Genomic DNA, 19,427 nt, shown 5'->3' on the forward strand with positions numbered 1-19,427 from the left:
CGGCTGCATACAGCATCCTTTGCGCGTCTGAAAAGACGCGCGCCGCAAACCTCATTCCCTCCAGCAGCACAGACTGGCCCGGCGCAAGCCGGGCTTTTTTTACTCGGCAATGATCTTGACGCGATCGCCGGGTGAAACGGCCGCGCCCATGGGCAGGGCATTGATGAGCTTGAACAGATCGAGCTTGCGGTCGGTGCCCATCATGCGGGCAGAGAGCGTCGAGATGTTCTCGCCCGGCCGCACCGTGACGACACGGATACGCAGCGGCTTCAGCGAGGCCGTTTCCGCCGGCGTCATGCGCCGGAAACTCGCCCGCAGAACATTGGCCGTCGGCTCCAGGGCGTCGCTGCCTTTCGGCACGGCGGTGAGGAAACGGAAGATCTGCGTATTGTTGCGGATCACGGTGACATCGAAATCCCAGCGGTCGGCGCTGGCGCGCGCGGTGGCAGCCTCCATGCCGTTGATGGTGATCTGCTGGATGGTCGACGGGTCGAGACCGGTCACCCAGCCGCTGGAGATATAATTGGTGAGGCTCTGGTTCTGGTTGTCGGCGACGCCATCGAAGCGGACGGCGATGTCGTTCGGGCCGGTCGCCATCACCGCCTCGACCTTGTTGTCGATGTGAAATTCAGGTGGCACGTCGAAACGGATGCCGAGGCCGCCATGCAGGAAAGTCTGGCCGCGCACATAGCCTTCTTCCGGGCTGTCGCCGTACAGCAGGCCGTCTATGCCGTCGAGATAATAATCGCGGCCCTTATCGCCAACGGAACCCTCCTGGCCAAAGGCCCGCGCATGAGTGCGGGCAAGCTCGATACGCTGGGCGGAATTCGGGTGGCTCGAGAGAAAGTCGAGGCTCTGGTCGGCCTCCGGGTCGACCGACATGAAGCGGCTGTACGCCGCCATGGAATCGAGGAATCGGGCGGCGGCATAGGGATCGTAGCCGGCTTCGCCGAGCATGCGCACACCGATGACATCGGCCTGCAGTTCCTGCTGGCGCGAAAAGGCGGCGAGCCGCAGCTTGCCGCGGGCCAGCGCCTGTTTGCCGGCGATGTCGCTGGAGAGCACCTCAGCGACGACGCGGCTGGCGATGACCTCCGCCTCTTCGCGCTTCTGCCGCTCGATGCCGTGGTTGGCCGTCACGTGGCCCATTTCGTGTGACAGCACGGCGGCGACCTCCGAAGCATCGTTGGCAAGGGCGAGCAGGCCGCGGGTGACGTAGAGGTAACCGCCCGGCAGCGCAAAGGCATTGATAGCAGGCGAGTTCAGGATGGTGATGCGGTAGGACTGACTCGGATTTTCCGACACCGCCGTCAGCGCGCCGGCGATCCGGGCGACGAGACGCTCGGTCTTGGCATCCTTATATTCGCCGCCATAGCTTGCCACGATGCGCGGATGTTCGCGGGCGCCCATCGCCGCACGCGGGTCGTTCTTCTGCACCTCGTCAACGATCTGCGGATTGGAAGACGGCGAGATGCTCGGCTGATAGGATTGTTCGATCAGCGATTGACACCCGTTCAGCGCCATTGCGATGGCTGAAAGCAGCATCAGGCGACGCACGAAACGGCGCGGCGCGCAGATGGCATCACTGGAAAGCGCGGGCGATTTCCACGTCGTCAAGCTGTCCAGTCTGGTTCTCCGCATCATGTCGCTGCTTTGCCGGTTTGCCGCAGATCGGGACCGGCCTTGGCAAGGGGAACTTAACAGGTGCGCACCCCTGATCTCGCGCTGCACGCTAGGCCGATACAAGTCGTTGCTGTAACTGATTTCCGCATCGGTTGCATAGCGAGACTCTGTTTAAATGTGGCGCCGTTGCATTTTGGCAATGCCTCAGTCGTCGAGGCCTCCTTCGCTCGGATGAAATTATGGCGAAAGTTCCGTCACAAGGGGCAGATATGCCGGCGGCGCGAAAAAAGAACGGGGTGATTGAGGCAATCACGGCGGAAACAGCCGCAGCACGCGAAACTTGCAACTACCGATAGCGATTCTGAGGAGAGATCGCCCGATGTGGCGACTTCCATTTTGCGATCGGCTATTCCGCCGCTTCCGCCGTGGCCGGTTGCGGCTGCTTCATCTCGCCGGCGCGCGGCAGCTGCACGGGCTTCAACATCACGGCGGCGGCAAGGCCGATCAGGGCAATGGCGCAGGAGGTCATGAACAGCGGCGAGAAGGCGGCGGCATAGAGATCGGCGACAGCCTGGCGGCTCGCTTCGGGAAGAGCGGCCATCATCTTCGGCGTCAGCTGTTCGATATCGGCAACACCGGCAATGGGAACGCCGGCCTTGCCGAGACCGGAGGCGATGACGGCGCCGTAGATGGAAATGGCGATCGAAGCGCCACCCATGCGCGATAGGGTCACCGAACCGGTTGCGGCGCCGACGTCGCGGGCGGGCGCGGCATTCTGCACGCCGATAACGGGAACCTGCTGGGCAAGGCCGATGCCGATTCCGTGCAGCAGCATGATCGCGCCGATGAAGGCGATCGGCGTTCCGGCCTGGATCTGCGACATCAGCGCGAAGGCGACGGCGCTGCAGGTGAGACTTGCGATGGCGAAAGGTTTGTAACGTCCTGTCCTGGAGATGATGCGGCCTGCCGACAGCGATCCGCAGACGAGGCCGCCTGTGAGGAGGATAAAGAAAAGGCCGGCGGCGGAGGGCGAAAGACCCGTCGTCGTCTGCAGGAAGAGAGCGAAGTAATTGACCATGCCGATGGCGATGGCGCCGCCCGTGATCGAGATGATCAGCAGCAGGCTGAAGGTCGAATTGCGGAAGAGCTGCAGCGGCACGATCGGCTCGGGTGCGCGACGTTCGACCAAAACCCAGGCGACGGCGCAAACGATGCCGAAGGCGACGACGCCGATACTCTCGGGCGAAACCAATGCGCCGAACAATTCGCTGCTATCGGTAGCGAGCACGACGCTCGTGGTCGTCAGCGCAAGCAGCAGCGCGCCGGCATAATCGATCTTGGGACGGCGATGCGGTTTGCGGTAGGGCAGCATGAAGGCCAAGCCGGTCAGCGCGATGAAGCCGATCGGCACGTTGACGAGGAAGATCGAGCGCCAGCCGAAGAGATCGCTCATCGTGCCGCCGAGCACCGGACCGATCGCGCCCGACGCCATCAGCACGAGGCTGGAATAGCTTTGATAGCGCGCCCGCTCGCGCGGCTCGAACAGATCGGCGTTAACGGCGAAGATCGATACCATGATGCCGCCACCGCCGAGGCCCTGCAGCACGCGGGCAGCGATCAGCGTGTCCATCGAGACGGCGAGGCCGCAGACCGCCGAGCCGACGGTGAAGATTGCGATCGCGGTCATCATTACATATTTGCGGCCGAAGAGATCGCCGAGCTTGCCATAGAGCGGCATGACGGCGCTGAGCGCTAGAAGATAGGCCGAGCCGATCCAGCCGAAACGTTCGAGATGGCCGAATTCGCCGACGATCGTCGGCAGCGCCGTGGAGACGATCTGATTATCCAGCGTCGCCATGAACATGGCGGTCATCAGGAAGAAGAAGAGGATAAGCCGGCGACGAGGGTCCGTCACCAGCGGCGACGGCGCGAGTTGCATGTCCATGGATGCGTCGTTCCGATTGGTCGGCTTTTTATGTGCCGTTAGCATATATTTGTCAATAGCACATTATTGACCTCGACATATTCAGTTTCCGCTGCCGCTCTGTTATGGTGTCGTCATGAATGAAACTCTGACCAGCATCCTGTCCAACAGCCCGGCCGAGCCAGACGACGACAACGTGCCTCTCATCGGCCGGAGCATGGCGCGCATGCGGCTGCTGACAGGGCGGCGGCTGATCGGCCGGTTGGCCATCCAAAGCGCCGCACCGGGCCTCGAGCTTTCGCATCTCGATGTGCTCGATGCTGTGCGCAGGGCGCAACCTGCCGGCGAGGTCACGGTCGGCCTGATCGCGGAGATGCTGCGCATTGATCCCTCACGGGCAAGCAGGGTGGTCGCCGACATGGTCGGACGCAACGTGCTGCGCCGCGAGGCGTCGCAAGCCGATGCGCGGCGGATCGTTGTCGTCATGACGGCGGCGGGCGAGGCCCTGCTTGCGGAGATTCGTGCGCAGAAATTCGCAATCATCTCTCAGATCGTCTCCGACTGGCCTGAAGAGGATGTCGAACGTTTCGCGACGCTGTTCGATCGTTTTATCGGCGGCTACGAGGCGATCTTCCTGTCGCGTGACAAGGATACGCCGGGTTGAGGTGATCCGCCGATCCTTCGGCCCTTCCCCTCGCCCCCCCGTTTGCGCTAAGGGCAATGCCCATGAGCCAATCCAACTTCACCATTCTGCTCGGCGGCGAACTCAGCCTGACGGAGCGCCTCCGCCGTGCCATCGGCGGCAGCCGCTTCATCGCAGCCGATGGCGGCATGCGGCACGCGGCCGCACTCGGCGTGACACCGGAGCTCTGGGTCGGCGATTTCGATTCGACGCCGGCCGATCTCGACGGGGCGTTTCCCAATGTGCCGAGACAGCCCTACCCGGCGGCAAAAGCGGCAACGGACGGCGAGATCGCGGTATCGGAAGCGATCGCCCGCGGTGCACGGCGGCTGATCCTCGCCGGCGCGCTCGGCGGTGAACGCTCCGATCATGCCCTTCAGCACCTGTTGTCGGCCGTCAGCCTGGCGGAAGAGGGTTTCGACATGCTGCTGACCTCGGGCAAGGAGGAGGCGGTGCCGCTGATTGCCGGCACGATCGAACTCGATCTCCCCAAAGGCAGCCTGTTTTCCGTGCCCGGATTCGGCCCGCTGACCGGCCTTTCGATTGAGAATGCGCGTTATCCGCTGACAGATTTCCATCTGCCTTTCGGCTCGTCGCGCACCATTTCCAACGTGGCGGAAGGCAAGGTTCGTTTTTCGCTCAGCAGCGGCCGGGCGATCGTGCTTGCCCGACCTTATGATCTTTCCGGAGTCTGATTTTTGGCCCCTCCCATTCTGAAACTCGACGACATCTTTTTGAGCTTCGGTGGCGCGCCGCTTCTGGCGGGTGCTTCGCTGCAGGTCGAGCCCGGCGACAAGATCTGTCTGGTCGGCCGCAACGGCTCGGGAAAATCGACGCTCCTGAAGATTGCCGCCGGCCTGGTCGAGGCGCAGTCCGGCGAGCTCTTCCGCCATCCCTCTTCGACGGTGCGTTATCTCGAACAGGCGCCGGATTTTGCGGAATTCAAGACGGTGCAGGCCTATGCGGAAGCCGGGCTCGGCCCGGGTGACGACCCTTATCGCGTTACCTATCTGCTGTCGCATCTCGGGCTGACCGGCGAGGAAGACCCGAAAACCCTCTCCGGCGGCGAATCGCGCCGGGCAGCCCTGGCGCGCGTGCTGGCGCCGGAACCTGACATTCTCCTGCTTGACGAGCCGACGAACCATCTTGATCTGCCGACGATCGAATGGCTGGAAGGCGAATTGCAGAAGAGCCGCAGCGCCCTGGTGCTGATCTCACACGACCGGCGTTTCCTCGAAAAAGTTTCGACCGCGACCGTCTGGCTCGACCGCGGCACCTCGCGCCGGCTCGACAGGGGGTTTGCGCATTTCGAGGCCTGGCGCGACCAGGTGCTCGAGGCCGAGGAGCAGGAGCAGCACAAGCTCGGCAAGGCGATCGAGCGCGAGGAGCATTGGCTGCGCTACGGCGTGACGGCGCGGCGCAAGCGCAATATGCGCCGGCTCGGCGAGTTGCAGACGATGCGTTCGCAGTATCGCGGCCATAAGGGACCGCAAGGCACGGTGCAGGCGACGGCTGCAGACGCGCAGGAATCCGGCAAGCTGGTGATCGAGGCCGATAAGATCACCAAGAGTTTCGGCGAGCGCGCCATCGTTGCGCCCTTCTCCATCCGCGTGCATCGCGGCGATTGCATCGGCTTGGTCGGCCCGAACGGCGCCGGCAAGACGACGCTGTTGAAAATGCTGACGGGGCAGCTCTCTCCGGATAGCGGCACGATAAAACTCGGCACCAATCTGGAGATTGCCACACTCGACCAGAAGCGCGAGGATCTCGATCCGGAGGATACGCTTGCAAACTACCTGACGGATGGGCGTGGCGAAAACCTGATCGTCAACGGCGAGCAGCGGCACGTCACCGGCTACATGAAGGAGTTCCTGTTTCAGCCGGAACAGGCGCGGACGCCGATCAGGAGTCTCTCCGGCGGTGAGCGCGCCCGGCTGATGCTGGCCCGCATACTGTCGCGCCCGGCAAATCTGCTGATCCTCGACGAACCCACAAACGATCTCGACATCGAGACGCTCGACCTCCTGCAGGAAATCGTCGCCGGCTTCCCCGGCACCGTCATTCTCGTCAGTCATGACCGCGATTTCCTCGACCGCACCGTGACCTCGACGATCGCACCCGCCGTGCCGGATGCGCCTGATGGCCGCTGGATCGAATATGCCGGCGGCTATTCGGATATGCTTGCCCAGCGCAAGGGCGCGCTCGAGGAGCGCAAGAAGGCCGAAAAGGCAGCGGAGAAGCCGAAGGTGCAGGAGACGGTGCCTGCCGCCGCAGGCGCGAAGGGCAAGCTCTCCTTCAAGCAGAAATTCGCACTGGAAAACCTGCCGAAGGAGATGTCGAAAGCGGAAGCCGAGATCGCCAAGCGCGAGCTCGTCATGGCCGATCCCAATCTCTTCACGCGCGATCCGGCTGCCTTCAACCGGCTTGCGGCCGAGATGGAGAAACTGCGCGCCGGCCTGATTGCCATGGAAGAGGAGTGGCTGGAGCTCGAAATGCTGCGAGAGGAGCTGGAGGGCTGACTTTCACAAATCAACCGCTCGTTGTAACCAGCGGTCCGGCCAAGGCGACCTAAAGCGCCGGGGAGGGGATGTCGGCGGGGATGGCGGCGGCGCCCGCACTGGCCCTGGCGCCCGGCTGGGCGACCTGCGGCTGCGGCTCTTCGGATTTTGAAGGCAGCGCCTGCAGATGCAGGACGCGCGGCTGCAGCGCCTCAAGATAGGCTTCGGAGCGGCCGATATAGATCATCGCGGTTTCGGGCATGGAGGTCAGCAGCTTTGCCATCGTTGCCTGCCACTCCGGCTCCATGCCTTCCAGCACTTCGTCGAAGATAATCCAGCGCGGGCGCACCAGCAGCAGGCGGGCGAAGCCGATCGCTTTCTGTTCGTCGCTGTCGAGCAGCTTGTCCCAGCGGGCGCGAGTATCGAGCCTTGCGATCAGCGAATGCAGGCCGGCTCTTTCGAGGGCGGCCTCGACGGCCGCCTTCTCGTAGGCATCGGCGCGTTCGGGGAAAGCCAGGGCTTCGCGCAGGGTGCCGCCCGGAACATAGGCGATCTGGGGCACGAACAGCATGTCGTCGACCGGCGGCAGCCCCATCGTGCCGCTGCCGCATGGCCAGAGGCCGGCCATGGCCTGAAACAGCAGCTTGCGGTTGACGCTGTGATCGCCGTTGATCATGATTTTCTCGCCGGCCTTGACCAAGACATCGGTTTCGCGCAGGCGAAAGCCGCCGCATTCCTCGATGTCTTCGCCGATCTTGGCGTTGATCACTACATCCTTCAGCGTCAGTGTGTCGGGCGCGGTGTTCTCATAGGCAATACTGTCCTTCGGGTCGTAGTCCTCGTCCATGTCGAGCAGCGCCTGGCGAAAATCGGTGACGCGCATCAGTGTAGCGCGCCATTCGGCGATCGGGCCGAAATTGGCGACGTACCAGCGCAGCGCCGTATTGACCTGGTTGAAGGCGCCGACCGACATCATCAGCTGGCCGAGGGTCAGGCCGCCGGAGAAATAGGCGGGTGCCGCGACGATGATCGGGATGACGATCACCAGCCAGCCGTAGCCGGCCGAAACCCAGGTGAGATTGGTATTGGCCATGGCGAGCCGCCTGACGACCCGCAGCACCGAGCTGATGTCGGTGTTGATGCGCCGGCGCTCGTTCTCCTCGCCGCGGGCGACGGTGATCGCCGGCATGTTCTCATTGGCATGCATCAGCGTGAAACGAAGCTCGGCCTCCTTCGAAAAGCGGTCGGCATTGAGCTTGACCAGCTTGCGGCCGACGACTTGGCTCAGCACCGAGGCGGAAGCGGCATAGAAAATCGCCGCCCAGACCATGTAACCGGGAATGGAGAAGCTGTGGCCGCTGATGTGGAAGATGAAGCCGCTCGAAAGCTGCCACAGCACGCCGATGAAGCTGACGAGAAGAATGGTCGACTGCAGCAGGCCGAGAACGAGCCCCGTCGTGCTTTCGGCAAGGTTGCGGGAATCCTCATGCAGACGCTGATCCGGGTTCACGCCGATCAGACCGCTGGAGGCGAGCCGCAGCGCCCGCTTGCGCTTCAGCCACTGGTCGACAAGATCGCGCGATAGGCCTTCTCGCATATAAAGCGCGGTCATCTGGTTCAGCCAGGCCTGCAACACATTGAGCAGCAGCAGCGTGCCGGCGATCATTGCGAAGATTTCAAGCTGATGGAAGAATTCGCCGAGATCGCGGCGCTCGAGCGAATCGTAGAAGGGAGCGTTCCATTCATTGAGAATGACCTGGCCATAGGCCGTCGCCAGGATGACAAGGATCAGCACGGTTGCCAGAAACAGCACCTTGCCACGCACTTCAGAATTCCAGAATGCAGAGAACATCACCCCGAGGCGATATGTCAGGCTGAAATCATACCCTACTCCATCCTGCCTCCGGATCCCCGGCCTCCCCTTGGTCTTATCTGCCATCACGCTTTTCCAACACCGCCCATGCTGTCATTATTAACATGCTGGCGTTATCGGTCTATCAACAGATTCTATCAGTCATTAAACTGTGATGAGGCTTGCCTGAGTCGCCGCCGCATGCATTCGGCAGTTGATTCGTCGCTCAACAGCGACTAATTAAGGCATTCCGTGGTGATTTGGCCGGCCGGCTTGCAGCCACGTTAAAAAAGTCGCTAAAGGGCCGCGTGCGGACCGGTAGCGATTTTTTGTCGCCGCCGGTTTTTTATTTTGATCGAGTGACCGCAATGCCCATCAAGATCCCCGATACGCTGCCCGCTTTCGAAACCCTCGTCCAGGAGGGTGTACGGGTAATGACCGAGACGGTGGCGATCCGTCAGGATATTCGCCCATTGCAGATCGGGCTGCTCAATCTCATGCCGAACAAGATCAAGACCGAACTGCAGATGGCCCGCCTGGTCGGCGCCTCGCCGCTGCAGGTGGAGCTGTCGCTGATCCGCATCGGCGGGCACAAGGCGAAGAACACCTCCGAAGATCACCTGCTTGCCTTCTACCAGACCTGGGAAGAGGTAAAGCAGCGCAAGTTCGACGGTTTCATCATCACCGGGGCGCCGATCGAGCTTCTGCCGTATGAGGACGTCACCTATTGGAAAGAGATGCAGGAGATCCTCGACTGGACGGAAACCAACGTCCATTCGACGATGAACGTCTGCTGGGGCGCGATGGCGGCGATCTATCATTTCCACGGCGTTCCGAAATACGAACTGAAGGAGAAGGCCTTCGGTGTCTACCGCCACCGGAACCTGAAGCCTTCCTCGATCTATCTCAACGGCTTTTCCGATAATTTCGAAGTGCCGGTGTCGCGCTGGACGGAGGTGCGGCGCGCCGACATCGAGAAATCCGAAAGCCTGGAAATCCTGATGGAATCGAGCGAGATGGGCGTCTGCCTCGTGCATGAGAAAAGGGGCCGGCGGCTCTACATGTTCAATCATGTCGAATATGATTCCACCTCGCTCTCTGACGAGTATTTCCGTGATGTCGAGGCCGGCGTGCCGATCAAGATGCCGCACAATTACTTCCCGCATAACGACCCGGCGCTTGCGCCGCAGAACCGCTGGCGCAGCCACGCCCATCTCCTGTTCGGCAACTGGATCAACGAAATCTACCAGACGACGCCCTATGACGTCGAAGAGATCGGCATGGATCTCTGAGCGGATGAGCGGATGCCGCGGCATTTCTTTTTGATCCGACCGGTTGCGGATTGAAGCAAATGCGGGCAGGTTCCGGTCCTGAACCCCAAGGATAGAACGGAACGGATGTCGATCATGTCGGAGAAGTTGGAGCGGGAAGTTTTCGGGCAGACGAAGGCGGGGGAAACCGTCTATCGTGTGGTCATCAAGGGCGGCGGGCTCACGGCCAAAATCATCAGCTGGGGCGCGGTCATCCAGGATCTGCGTCTTGAGGGACATGACGCGCCGCTCTCGCTCGGGTTTGAGGAATTCGACAGCTATCCGCTCTATTCCGCCTATTTTGGCGCCACACCCGGCCGCTGCGCCAACCGGATCGGCGGCGGCAAATTCACCCTCGACGGCAAGGCCTATCAGCTCGAGCCGAACGAAAACGGCGTCACGCATCTGCATGGTGGCAGCGACAATATCGCCAAACGCAACTGGACGATCGTCGAGCATGCCGTCGACCGCGTGGTGCTGAAAATCGTCGATCCCGATGGCCGCGCCGGCTATCCCGGCAATTGCACCATCCAGGCAACCTTCTGGGTGCACGGCAACGGCGAACTGTCGGTGACCTACGAATCGACCAGCGATCAGCCGACGCTCGCCAATGTCTGCCAGCACGCCTATTTCAATCTCGACGGCCGCGAGGATGCGCTGGGCCACGACATCATGATCGCCGCCGATCATTATCTGCCGACCGATGAGAGGCAGGTGCCGACCGGCGAGATCCGTTCCGTTGCCGGCACGGAATTCGACCTGCGCGAAATGACGCCGATGAAGCGTTTCGCCGGCAGCGAACAGGTGCTGTACGACCATAACTTCTGCCTGTCAGCCGAACGCACCGCCAAGCGCAGCGTCGCGCTCGCCCGCAGCCTTTATTCCGGTGTGTCGCTTGAAGTGCGCAGCACCGAGCCGGGCGTGCAGTTCTATGCCGGTTTCAAGCTGAATACCGGGGCGCCCGGCCTCGGTGGGCGCAAATACGGCCCCTTCGCCGGCTTCTGCCTGGAAACGCAGGTCTGGCCGGATGCCATCAATCACCAAGGTTTCCCGAATGCGGTGCTGCGCCCCGGCGAAGTGCTGCGCCAGGAGACGGATTATATCTTTACCAAGAGCTGAGCGTCCGCCGGACGAACGCCTGTCAAATTTGACCGCTATGAAACCCTCTCCGGACACTCGCCGGGGAGGGTTTTTTCTATTGGCATCCGATTGCGTCTTGCCGATTGGTTCTAAATAGGTTCTATTGCCTGCCCATGGATAGAACCAGTCTGATAGGGGAACTGAATAGCCGCGGTCTGCGTGACGCGGGCCTGACCGGGCCGCTCTACAAGCGGCTGGCGCAGGCCCTGACCGGCCTTGTGCAGGAAGGCCTGCTGAAGCCCGGCACCGCGCTTCCGGGCGAGCGCGACCTTGCCGAGGCCTTGAAGCTCGGGCGCGTCACCGTGCGCACCGCCTATCGCGACCTGATGGCGTCGGGCGTACTGGAATCGCGCCACGGAAGCGGTACTTTCGTATCGAGCAGAGTGGAGCGCATGGAACAGTCGCTCTGGCGGCTTTCCTCCTTCTCCGCCGACATGCGCTCGCGCGGGCGGCTGCCGGCCGCACGAATCTTGTCGCGGTCGGTCAACACGCCGTCGCCGGAGGAATCCTTCCTGCTCGGCCTCGGTGGCGACGAGCCGGTTCTGCGGCTCGACCGCCTGCGTCTAGCCGACGGCCTGCCGCTGGCGATTGAGCGCGCCGTGGTGCCGATCAAGTTCCTGGGCGACGATGCCGGCGGCGAAGGATCGCTTTACGACGCGCTGGCGGCCAACGGCCACAGGCCGGTGCGGGCGCTGCAGCGGCTGACCGCGGTCACCCTCGACCCGTCCTCCGCCGCGATCCTGAACGTCAAGGCTGGCGCGCCGGCGCTTCTGATCGAACGTGTCTCGCGCCTGGAAGACCAGCGCGTCGTCGAATACACCCGCTCGCATTATCGCGGCGATGCCTATGATTTCGTTGCCGAATTGAGAATCGGAGATGACCTATGAGTGAGAACCAGTCGCTGATGCTGCAGGAAGCCGGCCAGTCGCCGGAGGTGGTGGCCACACTTCTCGAAAAGGAAAAGCCCATCTTTGCCGAGATCGCCCGGCTGTTTTCGTCCGCCCGCCCGAGCGTGGTGACGACGGCGGCGCGCGGCTCTTCGGATCACGCCGCCACCTTCTTCAAATATCTCTTCGAGATCACCTGCGGCGTTCCGGTCGCCTCGGTCGGTCCGTCGATCGCTTCCGTCTACGGCGCCGCGCTCCATCTGAAGGGCGGCGTGCATTTCACTGTCTCGCAATCGGGTGCCAGCCCCGATATCGTGGCGCTGCAAGAGGCGGCCAAGAAGGGCGGGGCGACGACAATCGCCGTCGTCAACGTCACCGACAGCCCGCTCGCAAAACAGGCCGATATCGTTCTCGGCCTTAATGCCGGCGCCGAAAGGAGCGTTGCGGCAACGAAGTCCTTCATCGCTTCCGTTGCCGCTCTTGCCGGCGTCACGGCTGCGATCGGCGGCGCGTTCGACCTGCAGACAGCGCTCGTCAAGCTGCCGGAGGCGCTTTCGGCCACCGCCGGGATCGATACGGCGGCAGCCGAAGAGGTGCTCTTCAACGCGACCTCGCTCTATACGGCCGGCCGCGGCCCGGCCTTCGCGATCGCGCTCGAAGCGGCTTTGAAGGCCAAGGAAACCGCCGGCCTGCATGCAGAAGCTTTCTCGCTGGCGGAACTGATGCACGGTCCGATGCGCCTGGTGCAGCCGGGTTTCCCGATCGTCGCCTTTGCGCCCGACGACGCGGCCTTCGCCAATAACGGCCAGGCGCTGGAGCGCCTGCAGAAACTCGGCGCCACCACCGTCGGTTTCTCCACGCAGCCGCTCTCTGGCCTCAATCTGCGGGTGCCGACGACGGGCAACGGTCTCGTCGATCCGCTGGTGTCGCTGCTCGTCTATTACCGGCTGATCGAGTCGGTAACACGCCGCAAGGGCTTCGATCCGGACAAGCCGGCAAACCTGCTCAAGGTGACGGAGACGGTCTGATGGCCCGCAAGATCTTCATCGGCGCCCGTATCTTCGACGGCGAGCGCTTTCATGACGACAAGGCGCTGATCGTTGCCGACGGCCGGGTCGAAGCGATCGCCGCTGGAAACGATCTGCCGGACGCCGAGACGGTGACGCTTGCCGGCGGCGTGCTTTCGGCCGGCTTCATCGATGCGCAGGTCAACGGCGGCGGCGGGCGGATGCTGAACGACGAACCATCAGTCGCCTCGATGGAGATCATCGCACAGGGGCATCGGCCCTATGGCACGACGTCGCTGCTGCCGACGCTGATCACGGATACGGCAGAGGCCTCCATTGCCGCGATCGAGGCCGCGATCGAGGCTGTCAGAGGGAACCGCGGCGTCGCCGGTTTGCATCTCGAAGGCCCGCATCTGGCGCCGGCGCGCAAGGGCGCGCATCTGGCCGAATTGATGCGGCCGGTGGAGGATCGCGACGTCAAGGCCTTCATCCGTGCGCGTGAGGCGATCGGCACGCTGCTCGTCACTATTGCCGCCGAACAGGTGACGGTCGCCCAGGTGCGTGAACTGGCCGAAGCCGGCGTCACCGTCAGCATCGGCCATTCCGATTGTTCGAGCGAGGCGGCGGCGGAACGTTTCGATGCCGGAGCGCGCGGCGTCACGCATCTCTTCAACGCGATGAGCCAGATGGGACATCGCGCCCCCGGCCTCGTCGGCGCGGCGATCGATCATCCCTCCACTTGGTGCGGCATCATTGCCGACGGTCATCACGTCGATCCGAAGGCCTTGCGCACCGCGTTGCGCGCCAAGCGGGGCGAAGGCAAACTGTTCTTCGTCACCGATGCGATGTCGCTCGTCGGATCTGAGAAGGATTCATTCACGCTGAACGGGCGCACCGTCCGGCGTGAAAGGGGCGGCTTCTGCTCGAAGCTGGTGCTGTCCGATGGCACGCTCGCCGGTTCCGACGTCGACATGATCTCGACGATCCGTTATGGCGTCACCTATCTCGATCTGACGCTCGCCGAGGCGTTGCGCATGGCGACCCTCTATCCCGCCCGCTTCCTCAGACTTGCCGATCGCGGCCATCTCTCGCCGGGCGCGCGCGCCGATCTCGTCCATCTCACCGATGCGCTGACTGTTACCGTCACCTGGCTTGCCGGCGAAGCGGCCTGACATCAAGGAGACTTGGCATGACTGATATCACCGATGCCTATTTCTCCAATCTGATCGGTCGGCTGGAGACGCTGAAGCAGGTACTTGCCGAGCCGATGGTGCAGGCAGCGTCGGTCATCCTCGATGCCGCCCGCGGCGACAAGCGCGTCTATGTCTTCGGCACCGGCCATTCACATATGCTGGCGGAAGAGGTGCACTATCGCGCCGGTGGGCTCGCTTTCACTGTACCGGTGCTTGTCGGGTCGGCCATGCTGCACGAGGGAGCGGTCATCAGCTCGGTCTATGAACGTACCCAAGGTCTGGTGCGGCCGATGTTGGAGCGTTACGGCATGCAGCCGGGCGACGTCATTATCATTGCCTCGAATTCCGGCGTGAACGCCGCGCCGATCGAGGCCGCCGATTATGCGCATGAAATCGGCGCCAAGGTGATCGCCATCACCTCGATCGCCTATTCCGCAGCGATCGCCAATGGCCGCCGCCGGCTCGCAGAAGTCGCCGATATCGTGCTCGACAACGGGCTGCCGCCGGGTGATGCCGTTCTCGACCTCGAAGGCACGGGGCTCCGGGTCGGGCCGGTGTCGACGGCGGTCGGGGTGACTGTTATCAATGCGATCTTTGCCGAAGTCGCCTCGGAGCTCTCCAAATCCGGCGATGCGCCGGTCTATCTCAGCGCCAACATGCCGGGGGCGGCCGAGATCAATCAGAAGCTGGTGAAGAAGTACAGGCCGCGCAATCCGCATCTCTGATATCGCGGATACAAAAAAGGCCGGTCTGAGCCGGCCCTTTGCGCGAGATGCAACCAGGATTAGTCCTTGGCGCGCTCGACGTAGGAATTGTCTTCGGTCGCGATGACGACGCGGGTGCCGGCATTGATGTGCGGCGGCACCATGGTGCGCACGCCGTTCGACAGCATGGCCGGCTTGTAGGAGGACGACGCCGTCTGGCCCTTGACGACCGGTTCGGTCTCGGTGATTTCGAGGGTCACGTGGCGCGGCAGTTCCAGCGCCAGCGGAATGCCTTCATGGATCGACAGGATGCAGGACATGCCTTCCTGCAGGAAGGCCTTTTGGTCGCCCATCGTTTCGACATCGACCACGACCTGGTCGTAGGTCGCCGGGTTCATGAAGTGGAAACCTTCGCCGTCTTCATAGAGATACTGGAAGGAGACGTCTTCGACGAAGGCGCGCTCGACCTGTTCGGTGGTGCGCCAGCGCTCGGAAACCTTCACGCCGTCGACGATGCGGCGCATGTCGACCTGGGTGACCGGCGTGCCCTTGCCCGGATGAAAGTTCTGGGCGGTGAGAACGACGTAGAGCTTGCCGTCGACATCGAGAACGTTGCCCTTGCGGACCGAAGAGGCGATGACCTTGACCATAAGACTTCCTTGTAACTCGGCTTTCGGCGTCGTAGAGGACTGTCGAAACGCCCTGCAGACGCAAATGTTTTTCTTTGGGGGCGCAACTAACCTAAAATCCGGGAAATAGCCACCCCCATACCGGCTTCTCCGGCGAAGAAAGCTTGGAATGAAATCTTCGGCCAAAGCGTCCCCCTGGTGGACCCCGTCCGTGCATGCCGATCGCCGCCCCTTCCTCATCGGGCGCAATGCGATCCAGGCTGTATTACGCGGGTTTTTCGCGCGCGAGGATTTCATCGAGGTGGATACCGCGGTGCTGCAGATCTCGCCGGGCAACGAGGCGCACCTGCATGCCTTTGCGACGGAAGCGGTGACGACGGACGGGCAGAGGGCGCCGTTTTATCTGCACACCTCGCCGGAATTCGCCTGCAAGAAGCTGCTCGCAGCCGGTGAGCAACGCATCTCCTGTTTTGCCCATGTCTACCGCAACCGCGAGCGCGGGCCGCTGCATCACCCGGAATTCACCATGCTCGAATGGTATCGGGCCGGCGAAAGCTACGAGAGCCTGATGATGGATTGCGTGCGCATTCTGGCGCTTGCGGCCGAGACGGCGAAGACCGACAGGCTTGGCTATCGCGGCCGTGAGAGCGATCCTTTCGCCGGGCCGGAACGGGTGAGCGTCGCCGAAGCGTTCGAGCGCCACGCCGGCATCGATCTTCTCGCCTCCGTCGCCGCCGACGGTTCGACCGATCGCGAACATCTGGCCGCCGAGCTCAGGCGCGCCGGCATGCGTGTGGCCGAAGATGACGGCTGGGCCGATCTCTTCAGCCGGGTGCTGGTCGAAAAGATCGAGCCGCATCTCGGCTTCGGCCGCATCACCATTCTCGACGAATATCCGGTCTCGGAGGCGGCCCTTGCCCGCCCATCAGCCCGCGATCCGCGGGTTGCCGAGCGTTTCGAGCTCTATGCCTGCGGCGTCGAGCTCGCCAACGGCTTCGGCGAGCTCACCAACGCCGCCGAACAGAAGCGGCGGTTCGAGATCGAGATGGCCGAGAAGATGCGGGTCTATGGTGAGAACTACCCGATCGACGAGGATTTGCTCGCGGCACTTTCGTCAATGCCCGAGGCAAGCGGCATTGCGCTCGGTTTCGACCGGCTGGTCATGCTGGCGACGGGGGCTTCGCGCATCGATCAGGTGCTCTGGGCGCCGGTTGCGGAGTATGGGCGATGAACGCCGTCAAACCGCTCAAGAACGTCGATGATCTTCTGCAGGCCGGGCTGGTCTTGCCCGGCCATCGTGCAATTCTCGACGAAGTGGCCGCGCGTTACGCGATCGCCCTGACGCCTGCCGTCACCAGGCTGATCGACCGCGCCGATCCTGATGATCCGATCGCACGGCAATTCGTGCCCGACGCCGCCGAACTGACGGTCGCGCCCGAGGAACGCGCCGATCCGATCGGCGATCATGCCCACAGCCCCGTCGAAGGCATCGTTCACCGCTATCCCGATCGCGTATTGCTCAAAGCCGTGCATATCTGCCCGGTCTATTGCCGCTTCTGCTTCCGGCGCGAAATGGTCGGGCCGCAGGGCCTCGGCACGCTCGATGCGGCGGCGATGCAGAAAGCCTTCGATTACATAGCCGGCCACCAGGAGATCTGGGAGGTCATCCTCACCGGCGGCGATCCACTGGTGCTTTCCGCGCGCCGGCTCCGCGACATCATGGAGGCGCTGGCGGCAATCGCGCATGTCAAGATCGTGCGCTTCCACACCCGCGTTCCCGTGGTCGATCCCGAAAAGATCGACTTGGCGCTGATCGCTGCCCTGAAGGCGAGCGGCAAGACGGTCTATGTGGCGCTGCATGCCAACCATCCGAGGGAACTGACAAGCGAAGCGCGCGCGGCTTGCGCCCGCCTGGTCGATGCCGGCATCGCCATGGTGAGCCAGTCGGTACTGCTGAAGGGCGTCAATGACGATCCCGATGTGCTTGCCGAACTGATGAAGGCCTTCGTCGAGATCCGCGTCAAACCCTATTACCTGCATCATCCGGATCTCGCGCCCGGCACCGGCCATTTCAGATTGACGATCGACGAGGGGCAGCGGATCGTCGCGGCGCTGCGCGGACGGATTTCCGGGCTTTGTCAGCCGGCCTATATCCTCGATATCCCGGGCGGTCACGGCAAGGCCGTCATCAGCGAAAGCGTTGTCAGGGCAACAGGTGACGGATGTTACTCCGTCTCGGATTATCGCGGCGGCGAGCATTCCTATCCCACCGCCGGTTGACGCAAAATGGCGCTTTGCGTGTCATTTCTGTACTCGTCGCGTCGAAGAGCGTCGCAAGTCTCGTTGCCGAAACTCTATTAAGCGATTGATGTAGAATTTGTATTTTTACTCCAGCCGGGCCGATTGCTAAAATCCTAACTGTGAGTGCTAATCATATTTAACCCAACAAATTAGCGGAATGTTCTGTTTTCCGCACTAAAAGAACGCTCATGACAAGGCGATGAACGCCGGTTCGGGATCATGAGAATCTTGGAGTGATGGGATGAATAAGACAATCCGCGACCTCGTAGCCAAATTCGGCAAGCTTCCGACGTCGATCGACCAGATCGCCGACGATGCCGATCTTTATGCAGCAGGTCTGACGTCCTTCGCTTCGGTGCAGCTGATGCTCGGCATTGAAGAGGCGTTCGACATCGAATTTCCCGACAATCTGCTGAACCGCAAATCCTTCGCGAGCATCTCGGCGATCGCCAAAACCGTCGATCTCATCCAGGATGGCCGGAAGGTCGCCTGATGAACTTCCCCGTCAAGATCATGCAGGACGGTCTTACCGCTAGGGTGGCTCGTGTCGCCGAAATCGCGGCCAAACATGCCGATGCCGTCGATGCCGAGGGCCGCTTCCCACGGGAAGCCGTGGATGCCATGAAGGCCGAGAGGCTGCTCGGCATTCAGGTGCCGCACCATCTCGGCGGTGAATCGGCCTCGATCACCGAGATCGCCGAATTGTGCTCGATGCTCGGCCAGGCTTGCGCGGCGAGCGCCATGGTCTTCGCGATGCACCACATTAAGCTGTCGAGCCTTGTCGAACACGGCGCCGACAGCCAATGGCATTGCCATTTCATGCGCCGCATTGCTGCCGAGCAACTGCTGATCGCCTCCGCCACCACCGAGGGTGGGATCGGCGGAAACCTGCGCAACAGTATTTGCGCAGTTGAGGTCGATGGCGATAGCTGCCGCCTCGAGAAGGATGCCACCGTCATTTCCTACGGCTCGCATGCCGACGCCATTCTCATCACCTCGCGTGCGCATGCCCAGGCGGCTTCCTCCGATCAGGTGCTTACGGCCTTCCTCAAAGACCAGTACACGCTTGAGAAAACGCACGTCTGGAACACGCTCGGCATGCGCGGCACCTGCTCCGACGGCTTCCTGTTCAAGGGACAAGCGCCGGCAGAGCAGATCCTGCCGAAGCCTTTTGCCGAAATCGCGGCGCAGTCCATGCTCGCCTCCTCGCATCTGCTTTGGAGCGGTGTCTGGTACGGCATTGCGGTCGATGCCGTCGCTCGCGCCCAGGCCTTCGTGCGCGCCGCTGCCCGCAAGGCGCCGGATGCCCAGCCGCCGGGTGCGCTGCGCCTGGCCGAGGTGTCGAACCTGCTGCAGATGGTGAAATCCAACGTGGTTGCCGGCCTCAAGGCCTATGAACATGCCAAGGCCGATCCCGACAGGCTGTCGTCGATGGGCTTTGCCGTGGCGATGAACAACGTCAAGATCGCCTCGTCCGAGACGATCCTGGAGATCGTCAACCACGCCATGCTGATCTGCGGCATCATGGGCTACAAGAACGGCACGCCCTTCAGCCTGGGACGCCATCTGCGCGACGCCCATTCCGCACAGCTGATGATCTCGAACGACCGCATCCTCGGCAATACGTCGAGCATGCTTCTTGTCCACAAGCAGGACACTAGCCTACTGGGGTAACAG

Annotated in this window: 17 protein-coding genes and 1 riboswitch; of the genes, 13 read left to right on the forward strand and 4 right to left on the reverse strand. The window is 62.5% G+C overall.

Translation table 11 applies throughout. The features are described from left to right. Window positions 1-99 precede the first annotated feature (99 nt). Window positions 100-1,644 carry a M48 family metalloprotease gene (locus EFR00_RS10500; protein WP_038691959.1) on the reverse strand — a complete coding sequence of 515 codons (1,545 nt, stop codon included), beginning with the start codon at window positions 1,642-1,644 and terminating at the stop codon, window positions 100-102. A gap of 385 nt (window positions 1,645-2,029) precedes the next feature. After that, on the reverse strand, window positions 2,030-3,568 hold the full coding sequence (locus EFR00_RS10505) for an MDR family MFS transporter (protein WP_077992318.1): 1,539 nt from the start codon (window positions 3,566-3,568) through the stop codon (window positions 2,030-2,032). A gap of 115 nt (window positions 3,569-3,683) precedes the next feature. Between EFR00_RS10505 and EFR00_RS10510 the strand changes: the two genes are divergently transcribed. The 3 genes from EFR00_RS10510 to EFR00_RS10520 are packed head-to-tail and all read left to right on the forward strand — an operon-like array spanning window position 3,684 to window position 6,748. Further along, window positions 3,684-4,211: a MarR family winged helix-turn-helix transcriptional regulator gene (locus EFR00_RS10510; protein WP_009988832.1), complete on the forward strand. Its 528-nt coding sequence runs from the start codon at window positions 3,684-3,686 to the stop codon at window positions 4,209-4,211. A gap of 56 nt (window positions 4,212-4,267) precedes the next feature. Next, the gene (locus EFR00_RS10515) at window positions 4,268-4,924 is read left to right on the forward strand and encodes a thiamine diphosphokinase (protein ID WP_183597839.1); all 657 of its coding nucleotides are present in this window, start codon (window positions 4,268-4,270) and stop codon (window positions 4,922-4,924) included. Between the two features lie 3 nt (window positions 4,925-4,927). Then, window positions 4,928-6,748: an ABC-F family ATP-binding cassette domain-containing protein gene (locus EFR00_RS10520; RefSeq protein ID WP_077992320.1), complete on the forward strand. Its 1,821-nt coding sequence runs from the start codon at window positions 4,928-4,930 to the stop codon at window positions 6,746-6,748. A gap of 49 nt (window positions 6,749-6,797) precedes the next feature. Here the strand turns inward: EFR00_RS10520 and EFR00_RS10525 are convergent, their stop codons facing one another. Next, on the reverse strand, window positions 6,798-8,666 hold the full coding sequence (locus EFR00_RS10525) for an ABC transporter ATP-binding protein/permease (protein WP_077992323.1): 1,869 nt from the start codon (window positions 8,664-8,666) through the stop codon (window positions 6,798-6,800). Window positions 8,667-8,821: 155 nt separating this feature from the next. Continuing rightward, window positions 8,822-8,899, forward strand: a riboswitch (SAM riboswitch). 48 nt (window positions 8,900-8,947) lie between these two features. On the opposite strand from EFR00_RS10525, the gene metA reads away from it, so the two are divergent. The 6 genes from metA to EFR00_RS10555 all read left to right on the forward strand — a co-directional run bounded on the left by metA (window position 8,948) and on the right by EFR00_RS10555 (window position 14,841). Continuing rightward, a complete protein-coding gene (metA, locus tag EFR00_RS10530) occupies window positions 8,948-9,871 on the forward strand; it encodes a homoserine O-acetyltransferase MetA (RefSeq protein ID WP_077992325.1) in 924 nt (307 codons plus the stop codon). Between the two features lie 114 nt (window positions 9,872-9,985). Further along, the gene (locus EFR00_RS10535) at window positions 9,986-11,008 is read left to right on the forward strand and encodes an aldose epimerase family protein (RefSeq protein ID WP_077992457.1); all 1,023 of its coding nucleotides are present in this window, start codon (window positions 9,986-9,988) and stop codon (window positions 11,006-11,008) included. 134 nt (window positions 11,009-11,142) lie between these two features. Further along, on the forward strand, window positions 11,143-11,916 hold the full coding sequence (locus EFR00_RS10540) for a GntR family transcriptional regulator (RefSeq protein WP_077992328.1): 774 nt from the start codon (window positions 11,143-11,145) through the stop codon (window positions 11,914-11,916). Beyond that, window positions 11,913-12,944 carry an SIS domain-containing protein gene (locus EFR00_RS10545; RefSeq protein ID WP_077992334.1) on the forward strand — a complete coding sequence of 344 codons (1,032 nt, stop codon included), beginning with the start codon at window positions 11,913-11,915 and terminating at the stop codon, window positions 12,942-12,944. Before EFR00_RS10540 ends, EFR00_RS10545 begins: the two co-directional genes overlap by 4 nt. Continuing rightward, window positions 12,944-14,095: an N-acetylglucosamine-6-phosphate deacetylase gene (nagA, locus tag EFR00_RS10550; protein ID WP_009992956.1), complete on the forward strand. Its 1,152-nt coding sequence runs from the start codon at window positions 12,944-12,946 to the stop codon at window positions 14,093-14,095. The genes EFR00_RS10545 and nagA overlap by 1 nt, the downstream gene beginning before the upstream one ends. 17 nt (window positions 14,096-14,112) lie before the next feature. Continuing rightward, on the forward strand, window positions 14,113-14,841 hold the full coding sequence (locus tag EFR00_RS10555; protein WP_038691979.1) for an SIS domain-containing protein: 729 nt from the start codon (window positions 14,113-14,115) through the stop codon (window positions 14,839-14,841). Window positions 14,842-14,900: 59 nt separating this feature from the next. On the opposite strand, the gene efp is transcribed toward EFR00_RS10555, so the two are convergent. Next, a complete protein-coding gene (gene efp / locus EFR00_RS10560) occupies window positions 14,901-15,470 on the reverse strand; it encodes an elongation factor P (protein ID WP_010031711.1) in 570 nt (189 codons plus the stop codon). Window positions 15,471-15,618: 148 nt separating this feature from the next. On the opposite strand from efp, the gene epmA reads away from it, so the two are divergent. The 4 genes from epmA (at window position 15,619) to EFR00_RS10580 (ending at window position 19,424) form a co-directional block, all read left to right on the forward strand. Further along, window positions 15,619-16,680, forward strand: coding sequence for an EF-P lysine aminoacylase EpmA (epmA, locus tag EFR00_RS10565; RefSeq protein WP_077992336.1), 1,062 nt, complete (start codon window positions 15,619-15,621; stop codon window positions 16,678-16,680). Further along, on the forward strand, window positions 16,677-17,729 hold the full coding sequence (locus EFR00_RS10570) for a lysine-2,3-aminomutase-like protein (protein ID WP_009992867.1): 1,053 nt from the start codon (window positions 16,677-16,679) through the stop codon (window positions 17,727-17,729). The genes epmA and EFR00_RS10570 overlap by 4 nt, the downstream gene beginning before the upstream one ends. 262 nt (window positions 17,730-17,991) lie before the next feature. Beyond that, window positions 17,992-18,243, forward strand: a complete 252-nt coding sequence (locus tag EFR00_RS10575) for an acyl carrier protein (RefSeq protein WP_009992865.1) — start codon at window positions 17,992-17,994, stop codon at window positions 18,241-18,243. Beyond that, window positions 18,243-19,424, forward strand: a complete 1,182-nt coding sequence (locus tag EFR00_RS10580; RefSeq protein WP_077992339.1) for an acyl-CoA dehydrogenase family protein — start codon at window positions 18,243-18,245, stop codon at window positions 19,422-19,424. The genes EFR00_RS10575 and EFR00_RS10580 overlap by 1 nt, the downstream gene beginning before the upstream one ends. Window positions 19,425-19,427 lie beyond the last annotated feature (3 nt).

Source organism: Rhizobium sophoriradicis, assembly GCF_003939025.1.
Taxonomy (GTDB): domain Bacteria; phylum Pseudomonadota; class Alphaproteobacteria; order Rhizobiales; family Rhizobiaceae; genus Rhizobium; species Rhizobium sophoriradicis.